We start from the raw sequence: 10972 nt of genomic DNA on the forward strand, positions 1-10972 counted from the left end.
CTCGCCGTTCACGGCCCGCGTCGGTCATCCCGCCGCCCTGGGGGTATCTGGCCATGCCACCGGCATACGCCCACACCACCGGCCCGTCCACTCACCAAACCGCCATGACCCATTAACCCTGGTTAGCGCGTGCCAGAGCCTGCGCCGCCTGGGACCGGGTACTAAAGCTGACCGATGGCATCGACCCCAACAACGCATCACGCAGGTTGCCCACCAACAGCTCACCGGGCGCCGAACCCAGCTCCTTCGCACCGGCAACACCCGCCAAACCACCGGGCGCCGCCGACGCCGCAGCCGCCACCGCGAAATTCCGTAGAAGTTGCCGTCGCCGCACTGGGTCATCATCCTTCGCTGCCGAGTCGCCGGTAGGGGCGAGTCCAAGGTCTTCGTACGGTATTCGCAAGACATCCGCCACCACGCGCAAATCCTCGACATCGGTGAGTCGCTGGGCACCGGTCTCCCACCGTGAAACCGTAGAAGGCGACCTATGCAACACCTCCGCAAGTCTCGCCTGACTCCAACCACGTGCAACCCGGGCGGTCTTGATGGCCTCGCCAAGGAGAACGGCACTACTTGAGCCCACGACGGCCTCCCTACCGCTGACCTCTCAAGATCGTTAAGCTAAGGAAGCCCCAGGCGCACGCCGATCCGCACCCGGGACAGCAACAACGGTCACACGCCCAAGGCATGATGACGAGTACCCAATCGGGTCAGACGAAGGTTACCTGTACGACTGAACCAGCGGTGATCGTTCCCGCCCTGGTAATAGGCCAGCTGTGCTCGGAGATCTCACTCGATCGACGCCGTAATACCATAGTGACGAAACACGGACGCTCGGGAGAATGCGCGCATGCTACACCCCCTTGCTCAGCAGTTCCAACTTGGCTAAATAGGAATGGCTGCCCTCGCTATTGACGCCATCGGCATCTGCGAAGTGGGTCGACTGACTTGGCTCAGGACTTTGACGAGAAGAACATTTCCCTGTTCTTGTGCTCAGCCGTGGCGTTGGCGTTTGGCGTTCTTGGCAGCTTCGTAGGCCGCGGCAGGGTTGGCGGTCGGGCGGCGGACGGCGGCCCAGCCACCGTCAGCGGTGCCGGTGAAGGGGTACCAGCGTCCGTCCGGGCCCAGGCAGATCTGTAGCTTTTCGGCGTCGTCGATGATTCCGTTGTGGTTGGTGCGGACTGGCGCGCTCGCTCTACTCCGGATCTCGTCGATTGTGGTCGCAGCAGAGTTCATGGTGTCGCCGTCGGCGGTGATTTCGGGTTCTTGGCCGGCGAGTTGGAGCATGACTTCGACGCCGGTCGGCCCGCCATAGGTGAAGGCGGTCCGGAGGCGGGCCAGTTCCGCAGAGCGGAGCCCGGTGTATTCGATGACGGCTTGAGCGAGTTCAGGGTCGTTGCGGTCAGCGAGCAGTCGGATGGCATCAACAAGCGATGCCAAGGGGGGCGCAGCGTTGGCCAGAAGGTCCGCTGCACGTTCGGCGGCGTCGCGGCGGATCCAGGAGATGTCAGCAGCCGCCGGGGTTGGGGCCGGTGGGTCGTGCGGGGCAAGCTCGTTTAGTGGGATGTCCCTGCGGATCTGATCTCTGCGAGTCATGGGCGTGGGGTTACGGCACACAAGGCGATGAGTTCGGTCTCGGTGAGTCTGGTGTAGTCGAGTTCCCCGGAGGCCATAAAGGCGTCGACTAGACCGCTCTTTCGTTCGAGCAGGGCGGCGATGCGTTCTTCGATGCTGCCTGCGGAGATGAGGTAGTGTATGTGGACGTGGCGTTTCTGGCCGATGCGGTGTACCCGGTCATTGGCTTGTGCTTCCAGTGCCGGGTTCCAGGACCGGTCGTAGTGGATGACGTGGTTGGCGTGAGGAAGGTTGAGGCCGACTCCACCTTTTTGGGGTGTCAGGACGAGCACCTGGCCTTCGCGGGCGGTGAATTCTTCGAGTACGGCGGTCTGCTGACGAGGGGAGAGCGAGCCGTCGTAGCGCAATGTGCGGTGGCCGCGGGCTTTGAGATAGGCGGTAAGAAGGCGGCCAAGGACAGTGAAATTGGTGAACACAAGGGCGCTTTCCCCCTGCTCCCGTGCCTGGTGCAGAAGCTGGTGGAGCTTGGGAGCGCGGCGTGCGGCTTCATCTGGGTTTGCCCGGATGACGGCTGGGTTTTCGCGGGTGAAGTGGTCTGGGCTGTTGCAGATCTTTCTGCTGCTGAGGATGAGGTGGAGTGCGAGCTGACCGTAGCGGCGACCGTCGGGGCATGCCCGTATTTGCTGCTGGGTGTCGCGCAGCAGCCCTTCTAGGAGGCTGACCTGTTCTTTCGACAGCGCCACCGTGTGGGTCGTGTGGGATTTGTCGGGGAGAGGAAGGTTAAGGGCCGGGTCGGTCTTGACCCGGCGCAAGACGAACGGGAGGAGTAGTTTCTGTACCCGCTGACGAGCAGCTTCGGCTTGATCAGGGTCGGTAGACGTCTCAATAGGGCGGACATAGCGGGCAATGAACTGTGAACGCGGCCCAAACAGCCCAGGATTACACCAGTCCAAAATCGACCACAACTCCCCGCCCCAGTTTTCCACTGCAGTGCCGGTGAGCGCGAGCCGGGTCCGTGCGTTGAGCGCGCGGGCTAGGCGTGCCGTTGCTGTCGCAGGGTTTTTGATCTTCTGGGCTTCGTCGGCAACGATCAGACCCCAGAAGTGCGCGTTGAGCATCTCGAAGTCTTGGCGGAGCAGGGCGTAACTGGTGAGCACGATGCTGCCCTGGTCCATGCCGGTGAGGCTGCGCTGCGGCCCGGCGTAGGAGATCAGCTTGGTTACCGCCGGGGTGCGTCGTTGGATTTCCCGGGTCCAGTTCGCGATCAGGCCGGTGGGGCACAGCACAAGGGTCGGGCCGAGGCTGAGAGGTTGACGGCACAGGTGGTATGCCAGGGCGGTGATGGTCTTGCCGATGCCCATCTCGTCCGCGAGAAGGGCTCCAAAGCCCCGTGCGGTGAGGCGGTTGAGCCAGTTCAACGCGGTCTGCTGGTAAGGGTAGAGCGTGGTGTTCTGCAGTTCGGGGGAAAGTGGAGGCATTGCGGTCTGGTCGGGGCTGGATCGCAGTTCCTCGATCAGTTCGGCGAGGCCGTCGGCTGCGGTGCAGGCGTAACTGACTCCGTCGAGGGTGACGCGGCCGGACAGCACCTCAAGGAGGGCCTCGCGAGTGGTGATGGGCGGTAGCCGCCGGTTGCGTAGCTGTTGGCGGATGTCTTCGTCCAGCAGAACCCATCGGTTGTGTGTGCGCACGCACGGCAGGGCCTGCGCGGCAAGGGCGTCCATCTCGTCCTCGGTCAACGCAACGCCGTCGAGGGTGACTTGCCAGCGGCGGTCCAGTATTTCTCCCAGGCCGAACACTCCGTTGCCGACCGGTGCGGGCGAGCCGGTGCCGAGCACGACCTGGGCGGACAGATCGGCCGCCCAGTCCTTGTGCCACTCGACTGTGATGCCGGCGCGCTCCAGTTCTTGGCCCGCTTTGCCGCGTAGAGCGGCGGCATCGCTGAGGTGAAGGAGAACTGCTTCCGGTTGGGGCTGGGCGCCCAGCGGACGCAGCGCGGGAAACGCTCTTGCGGCGCGGCGCAAGGTTCGGGCCACGCGGCGCGCTAGGTCAGGGCTGTAGCCGGGGAAATCGCTGTGCCGGTTCCACACCTGCTCGGCGTCCACGGCGGTGTCCGGGCTGTCAGGCAGGGCCGCGAGCCGGAGGGTGGCGCGCAGCCTGCGTGCGCCGTCAGTGTGAGGCTCTGAAATGCGCAGGATCAACGGGACGACTGGTTCGGTGTCGAGTGCTTCCTGGACGCCGTCGGTCCACTCCTGTAGCGGCGAGATCGGATCGGTGTAGTCGACCGGTGCCGCGAACGGTACAGGCCCTAGGAGATATCGGAAGCCGGGGGCGGGAACGAATCGATCGGCTACCGCATCAACGCAGGCGCAGACCGCATCGACCGGGTTGGCCGGATCTTCGATCGGTTCACCTGCCCAGCCGCTCAGGCGCAGACATCGCGGGAGGTCGGCCAAGACTTCGGCGCTGCGGTTCAGCCGCTCACGAAGTTCGGCGGTGATGGGCCCGACCTGCCAGGCCGGTTGGCGGTCGCGAGGATGGCGGGCTTCGGCAACGGACGGGACTACCCGCCCGTTGCTGATCATTTCCAAGGCCAGTCGGATGACGCTCGCCCACAGCCTCGTCGCATCAGACCACCCGGGCTCCGGGGGGCCGGCCAGCGCATGGGTCACCTCCAGCACATCCGCGCGCAGGCAATCGAACTGCGTGAGCTCACCCCCTGGGAACAACAGCGGACGAGAGACAAAGCCGGGTTGGGCACGGTCCGTGCCGAAAGCAGCGGGCACGGTGCACAAGAACGTGGCCTGCCCGACCACCGGTCCTGCGTCAAAGACCAGATCAGCGCCGTGCGACAGGGCCTGCCGGACCAGTGGCCAGGCAGTTGCGACCGGCCGTTCACGCAATCGGAGCCGTGGCGGTGCCGCGTTTTCAGCGACGGGAGCCCCGCGTAGTCCGTCCACGGGATCCGGATCTTCACGAGCCCTGGGCACTCTGGGGTTGCCCAGCGGCGGGCCACCTAGCTTCCGGTCCAGTACCGTGCCGATCGCTTCGCGGAGCCCAGCCAGTTCGGCGAGGAGATCCACGTGAGCGCGCTGGTGCGCGACCTTCTTGGTCGGTCCACACCGCCACTGACCGGTCACCGGGTTCTCGCCGGCAATCACAGAAGCCTGGGCAGCGAAATTCTGCGTACCGGTCTCCAATCGCCGCTCCTTGGCGGTGGGCGGGAAGAACCCGGCCGACTGGCAATGGATCGACAAGATCGACACCGCGAGGTGCGGCGCTCGTACCACGCATTGCATCGCGGTCTGTCGTGCCGCAGACACTCCGGGGCCATCGATCGGTACGAGCAGCAGCGCACGAAGATCACTTTCCGCCAGCAGGCCGCCTCGGGCGCGTCGCTGGACCTCGGCTGCGCATTCCTCGTCCAACACGCCACGCCGATACACCGCCCGGAGCCACGCGGGGAATCCCTGGCTCATCGCGCTCGCCCGCCTTCCAGGATGGCGCGACACGCGGCCCGCAACCGTCGGAGAACATTCCCGTCCACGGCTCCGACACCATAGACTACTCGAAGTAATGGCAGCACCGCAGATAGTGGTGACATGAGTAATCCCGATGCGGAACCAATCAAGCAGGACGTGCCGGATATAGCCGGGCACGAAGACGCCCTCGACGATGCGTCCTCAATTCGCCGCTATCCCGACGAACGGGAAGAGCGCGGCTATTTCTGCCGCCACTGCGGGCGGATCAAACATGGCTTCTATCTCCCCAGCGGCTGGTATATCGTGCAACGCGCAACGGGCCATGGAAACAAGCATCACCGGCTCGGCCTGTACTGCAATTCGCGATGCTTGATGTCTTCCCACTCACGCCTCCAAAGGGGACATGAGCAACATGCCGCTCGGCTCCGGCTGCCTACCGACGAAATCGATGAGCCTGCTCTCATCCTTGAAGAGGCGCTGCACCTCATGCATGACAAGAATTTGAGCATTCGCCAAGCGGGAGACCTTCTCGATGTCCCTACCAGCGTTCTACGTGCATGGCTGAGCGCCGGAGGCATCTCCATCAGCAGCAATCACCCGTCGCAGTCGCAGTCGCAGTCGTCAAGTCCACACCAGGCCCAAGACGCCGCGACCACATTTCACCTCTCCAAGGAGGCCAAAAGAGACCCGCTGGTTACACTCAACGAACTCAAGCAAAAAAAGCTCATCACCACCTCTCATGCGCCTACACCAGCAGCGGACCACCTCACCAGCCAGCCTTTACGGCAACTATCGAAACCACCCGAGCAGACGACAGTGTCACTCTCAGTGTAAGCGGAGAAGCGACCACGAAGAGAAAAGCGCGGTCGAAAGCAGCTCGCGCACTCCTCGATCAGCTTATTGAGACCGCCCAGCCTGCCGAAAACGGCCCGATCACGCCTGAACGAACCCAGTCGACCATCGACTCCTTGCAATCGAAGCGTCTAAATGCTGACTAAGCTCCGGGTGAATAGCCGCGCGTTATGGGCATGATGGGTCTTCATCAGACTTCAAATGCGAAGACATATTTCGCTAACCCCATCCTCCTGCTGATGACGCAACTGGGGACCATAATCCGCCGATACGTGACCGGTCCCCTGCTCGCCAGCTACCGAAGACCGCCCTCAAGTTTCTCGGCCCTACGTGGAGTCAGCGTCGAGGTAGTCGGAAGATCTTCGACTGCCTTCAATAGATCGTTCACGATTTAGGTAAGGCGGTCGGGTGTCAAGCGCCCCGGATGCCGAAGCGGTAGGTCCCAGCACTCAGTGGGCACCTGCCTCATGGTCTCCCTACATGTAGTAGGCGTACCGGGTTGCGATCTTGGCGATGGATGGGACGTGCTTGAGGATAGAGCCGACGCGATAAGAGGTCCGCAAGGTCAGCGGATCACGTTCGTCCAATTGAGCGTTGTTCCAGTTCATTTTGGAGAGGCCGAGGATGTCGGTGGCCGCGAGCTGGAGGTCGGTGTTCTGCGACGCGGGCCGGATGAGCAGGGGCTGGGGCACGTACAACCCGGGATAGGTTCGGAAGTAGGGCACCGATCCGCGCGTGTAGAGGAGAAGTGATCGCTCGTCCATTTGGACTGAGGTGCCGCGAAGTGGCGGGAGTTGCCCAGTGCGGTAGAGATGAGGCGCGCCCCGACGCTGAATCCAGATCATGTCGACGTGGTCGATGTCGCGCTCGTCTGCGGCTTCGTAGAACCCGTCGGTTTCACTGCGGGTGAATTTGGAGGTCTTGTGGATGACGATGCGGGCCGGCTGGTGGCCATGGGTGTGGCGGTATTCGGCGAGGGCGTCCAGGAGGAGGCGTTTGGCGTCGGCTAGCGCGAGGTGGGGCTGGCGGTCGTGTTTGGAGATCTGTGCAGTGCCGCCGCGGACGACGACTCCGTCGCCGCGCTCGTTGAAGACCTGGGCGACGGCGGTGTGCAGTTCTTCGCCAGTCGCTGTGCGGTAGAAGCTGATGCCGATGTAGCAGGTGGCGAGGTCAGAGCTGTGTCGTGGCATCCGCCAGGGCGTTCCGCCGGCCTTGTAGTACAGAGCGGTGTGAAGGTTCCACGCCCTGGTGGCTTCGTCTTGCAGCGGCCGGGTCACCTCGTTGTCGGTCTTCGGCCGGGTGCCGGTCCAGGTTTCTCTGCGTATGAGCTGCAAGGGTGCCTGCAAGCCCAGCGTGACGGCCTTCAGCAGGTCGTGGAAGTCACCTCCGGCTTCTCGTTCATCGGCTTTCGTTTCGGGCTTATCACCGGTCTCTTGCGGTGGCCGGTCTTCGCGGTCATGGAGTTCGTCAGGTCGGGCACAGATCACGACTCTGCAGCGCCCGGTCTCAGCCAGCGACCGGGCTGCGTCGGCGTAGATCTCGACCGCCTCGGCAGTGGCGGAAGCGACCTCCGCCCGCGCGAGGCGGCGCAGCTGTCGTGCAGGGATTTCCCGGACCAAGGCGTCGTCGAAGACGAGAGTGGAACCGAACTGGGAGTCGCCGCTGAAGCCTGGGAACGGTTGGTGCAGGTTCTCCTGCCCTGGCTTGGTTTCCTTGGCCTCGATTGGATTCTGGCAGCGTTGGAGCCATTTTCGGATGCCGTCGAGGGCCGGCGCGGGGCCGACCAACGCGATCGGTATCTGGTGCGGCGCTGTCGGAGAGTCAGCGTCGGCGGGGCCAAAGAGGCTGATCCCGTGGCGAGGGTCGATATGGCGGTTGCCAGCCCGGAACTCCAGTTCGGGTTCGTAGAGCACACGCGCTTTCATCACAGGTCCCACAGCCCTTGGGTCAGGCCCTCAACCCTGGAGGTCGGTGGAGGATCTTGTGGTATCCAGGTCGACTCATCGATCGCGGCATCGCAGTCGATTTCGAGGAGTTGGCCGAAGCGAATGCGTTCATCCCGGTTGCTGAAGAGGGTGTCTTCGCCCTGAAGAAAGTCTGCCCAAGCACGAACCAGCTGGTAGACGGCGTTGTTGCGTTCCGCGCGCTTAAGTTTCGAGACGTACTCCGCGTCATAGAGCGAATCGCGCCGCCCGTCGATAGTGAAATGGTATGTGGGGTTTATCTCCAGGAACCATTGATCACTCCAGCGTCGAAAATACAGGCTAGCAGCGTAGTGACGACAAAAGCTGATCTTAGTCTCGTCGTCCTTACCGAAGTAGGGCTTGAAGAAGCTACGGCCTCGGCTTCGCGGGTAGCGGCCGCGAATCTTTCGGTTCGAGCGGTCCGGTGGAGCTTGTATGTAGACGATCTTCTTTTTGGGGTGCCACACCAGATTCGGGTGATGAGCTGACCGGAGTGTGAAATTCAGGAGCGACACGAATCGCCGTTGCAGATCTGGGTCTTCGGTCCGAGACCAAGTCTCGGTGGGCAGCGAACTCACCGGTCCATCACACAGCACGGTGAGAGGGCCATTGTCCAAGGGCTGCATCGCATAGATACGCTCCCCTGCCAACAAGAAGCCGCTCTCAAAGCTACTGCCGTTCGCTCGCATCCGCTCCCAAGCGTCGCCGCGCTCGCGGCATAGGGTGGATGCTTCGAAGATTTGAGGGGCGAACCCTTCAACGGCCAGGAGGTTCGAGATCAGCTGTTCGCTTCCTTCGAGGCGCGGAAGCGGTTCCCCGACTGGCACGCCCAACGCGGACAGCCTACTGAAGGCGTCCGGATCGAACCGGTCGACGGCTTTGGCGAACTCGACGACACGTCGCGCTCTGCGCTCGGGATCAGCGAACCAGGTATCGACGCGTTTCCACCATGCCTGCTGGATACGCAGGTCCACACAAATCAACACGACGGGTCTGCCCAGACGAAGCCAGTAGGCGATGTGATCGGGCTTACAGGTGAATTTGAACCCGGTCTCGTTGTCCCCCGCAAACCCAGCCTCGGTAGCTTTTACCTGCGCAACGACGGCAACTCCAGTGACTTCCTGGTCTACGGCCACGAACTCGATCTGGCCGTCGACCGCGAAATCTCGTTTCGTGTCGTTCCACACGTGGCCCGCGTCAAAGACCGCCTTGGAAACGAAAGCCTCGCCTCGGTAACCAGCCCGCTGCTGGTTGCTGCGTTTCGGCATCTACTACAGCTCCGTAGTCCGCACCGCCACGCATTCCGCGATCTTGACGGGACCGTGGTCTCGGCACTGCTGACCAACGTCGTTCAACATCGGAAGAAGATCCTTAACTGTCGCGCTGGGCCCCAGCCCCTTAGCGTAGAACGCTCCACCGACAAACGTGGAGCAAGTTGTCGCCGAACAGCCGACCAGCACAGATCCTCTCGACATCTCGCTGTTCCGAAGTTCAGCTCCGTTAGCGAAGGCTCAGCGAGCGAGCCTGGACCGCGGTGTCCTGCTCACGGCTTCGCTGTTGGACAGCCTCGCGGAACCGGCAGGTCGATAGCGGAGTTGCTGATGCCTGCTCAGGTGGCGTCCAGATCGGGCCTGCCAGACCGAGAAGATCAAAGTCCGGTGGGGCCGTCCCGCCAGGGAGCGGAAGGATCGGCGAGGGTTTCCAGCATGACCTCGCACCATGTACCGGCAGCGTTGACGGCCAAGCGGGCGTGTCGGGCCGACAGGCCCGAAGGCGCCCTCAACCGGCCGTGCCCCGACCCGTACTTGTTGCGCAGCTCGGTGACGCCCAGCGCCACCGAGGACAGCCCGCCCAAGATCCTCTTCACCGCATTGGCCGCATCTGGGCCGGCTGTCGCGCGACCGGCCGAGGTCGAGGACTGCTGCGGGTGCAGGCCGAGCGCCTGCTGGGAGCGTTTCACCAGGTCCGAAAGATCGTCATGATCGCTCACCGGTCGACCTCGTTCGGCCAAGACCACCTTGGCGGTCGCCTCGATCAACTGTTTTGCCGCACCGATCGCGTCATCTGGGTGCCGGGCGACCGATCGACGAACCCGCTCCAGTTCGGCATGGATGCCTGACGGATCGGTCAGAGCCGCGACATGTACCTGAAGACGCCCAACGTGACGCACTCGGATCCGCAGCTCTTCATCCAGCTCATACCCGTCACGAGCCAGCAGATCGCGCACCTCCTCGAACGAGGGCTCATGGCCAGACAATGCGTCCCGGCGCACCCGCCGCAACAGTGTCTCCATGACCCGCAGCGCACGCTCGACATGCCCAGGATCACTCCAGTCGACGGCGGCGGCATAGGAGTCGAAGGTCGACCGACGGATGCTGGAATCACGCGAGGGCAGGTCAGGGACCGCGGCGAATTCCTCGTTCTCCCAGTACTCGCGGATCGCCGCGACAGCCAAGTCGGTGACGTGACCACGAACCTCGGCGCGGGCGGCCCTACTCACCAGATCGCTATCGCTCATGAGCCTCGACGGTAGAGCGCCGTTGGCTAAGATCGCATCGGCGTTTCACCTTCTCTGGCACCCGCAGCGTCCGCCTCCGTCGGCCCACAGGTACAGCAAGGCGACTAGAGGGGATCAGACGACGCCGTTGCCGAGGTGGTGGCCAGCCTGGTGGCGATCTCCCGGACGCTGAGCACCCCCTGGCATGCAAGAGGTTGGCGTCATGGGGTCACGTTCGGAGAGAAGTAATACTGCTCGCGCTTGCGCCGCCAGTACAGAAGCTCGCTGGTACTACTCAGATCTAGAAGTCAAGGTCCTCCTCGGTCCAGGTCGCTCCGGCCTGCTCGGAATGCTGTTCAATCTCTTGGATCGCGGCAGGGGCTGCGGTGAGGTTGAGTTGGAGGTCCAGGAGTTGGAGGTCGCCGCCGATCTCGGGGTCAACCGCGTCGAGTACGGCTTGTAGGAGGTTGGCGATACTTCGCCGGGTGTCGTGGTCGGCGAGGCTTCGGTTTGGCATTTCGAGTTGGTAGCGGCGGTACTCCGGGGTTGGACCGGGTTGGTCCTCGGGCGTCCCCGGGGTAGAGCCGCCTCGACCAGGCCCGGGG

At 63.3% G+C, this 10972-nt stretch carries 7 protein-coding genes; 1 reads left to right on the forward strand and 6 read right to left on the reverse strand.

All coding sequences use genetic code 11. From position 1 onward, the window contains the following. Positions 1-993: 993 nt before the first annotated feature. On the reverse strand, positions 994-1596 hold the full coding sequence (locus tag E1264_RS33100; RefSeq protein ID WP_132179823.1) for a hypothetical protein: 603 nt from the start codon (positions 1594-1596) through the stop codon (positions 994-996). Next, positions 1593-5003: a DEAD/DEAH box helicase gene (locus tag E1264_RS33105; RefSeq protein WP_165964502.1), complete on the reverse strand. Its 3411-nt coding sequence runs from the start codon at positions 5001-5003 to the stop codon at positions 1593-1595. The genes E1264_RS33100 and E1264_RS33105 overlap by 4 nt, the downstream gene beginning before the upstream one ends. Positions 5004-5174: 171 nt before the next feature. Between E1264_RS33105 and E1264_RS33110 the strand changes: the two genes are divergently transcribed. Beyond that, complete coding sequence (locus E1264_RS33110; RefSeq protein ID WP_132179827.1) at positions 5175-5888, forward strand: hypothetical protein; 714 nt, start codon at positions 5175-5177, stop codon at positions 5886-5888. A 494-nt stretch (positions 5889-6382) separates the two neighbouring features. On the opposite strand, the gene E1264_RS33115 is transcribed toward E1264_RS33110, so the two are convergent. The 4 genes from E1264_RS33115 to E1264_RS33130 form a co-directional block, all read right to left on the reverse strand. Further along, on the reverse strand, positions 6383-7819 hold the full coding sequence (locus tag E1264_RS33115) for a hypothetical protein (RefSeq protein ID WP_132179829.1): 1437 nt from the start codon (positions 7817-7819) through the stop codon (positions 6383-6385). An 11-nt stretch (positions 7820-7830) separates the two neighbouring features. After that, positions 7831-9138, reverse strand: coding sequence for a DUF4365 domain-containing protein (locus E1264_RS33120; RefSeq protein WP_132179831.1), 1308 nt, complete (start codon positions 9136-9138; stop codon positions 7831-7833). A 380-nt stretch (positions 9139-9518) separates the two neighbouring features. Continuing rightward, positions 9519-10388 carry an abortive infection family protein gene (locus E1264_RS33125; protein WP_132179833.1) on the reverse strand — a complete coding sequence of 290 codons (870 nt, stop codon included), beginning with the start codon at positions 10386-10388 and terminating at the stop codon, positions 9519-9521. A 280-nt stretch (positions 10389-10668) separates the two neighbouring features. Further along, the gene (locus E1264_RS33130) at positions 10669-10884 is read right to left on the reverse strand and encodes a hypothetical protein (RefSeq protein WP_132179835.1); all 216 of its coding nucleotides are present in this window, start codon (positions 10882-10884) and stop codon (positions 10669-10671) included. Positions 10885-10972: the final 88 nt, after the last annotated feature.

The sequence above is a fragment of the Actinomadura sp. KC216 genome (genome assembly GCF_004348535.1).
Classification (GTDB): domain Bacteria; phylum Actinomycetota; class Actinomycetes; order Streptosporangiales; family Streptosporangiaceae; genus Spirillospora.

What these genes read in the sequence shown, in the direction of transcription:
- E1264_RS33100 (WP_132179823.1), bottom strand. Translation starts at nt 1,596, where the DNA reads ATGACTCGCAGAGATCAGATCCGCAGGGACATCCCACTAAACGAGCTT.
- E1264_RS33110 (WP_132179827.1), top strand. Translation starts at nt 5,175, where the DNA reads ATGAGTAATCCCGATGCGGAACCAATCAAGCAGGACGTGCCGGATATA.
- E1264_RS33120 (WP_132179831.1), bottom strand. Translation starts at nt 9,138, where the DNA reads ATGCCGAAACGCAGCAACCAGCAGCGGGCTGGTTACCGAGGCGAGGCT.
- E1264_RS33125 (WP_132179833.1), bottom strand. Translation starts at nt 10,388, where the DNA reads ATGAGCGATAGCGATCTGGTGAGTAGGGCCGCCCGCGCCGAGGTTCGT.
- E1264_RS33130 (WP_132179835.1), bottom strand. Translation starts at nt 10,884, where the DNA reads ATGCCAAACCGAAGCCTCGCCGACCACGACACCCGGCGAAGTATCGCC.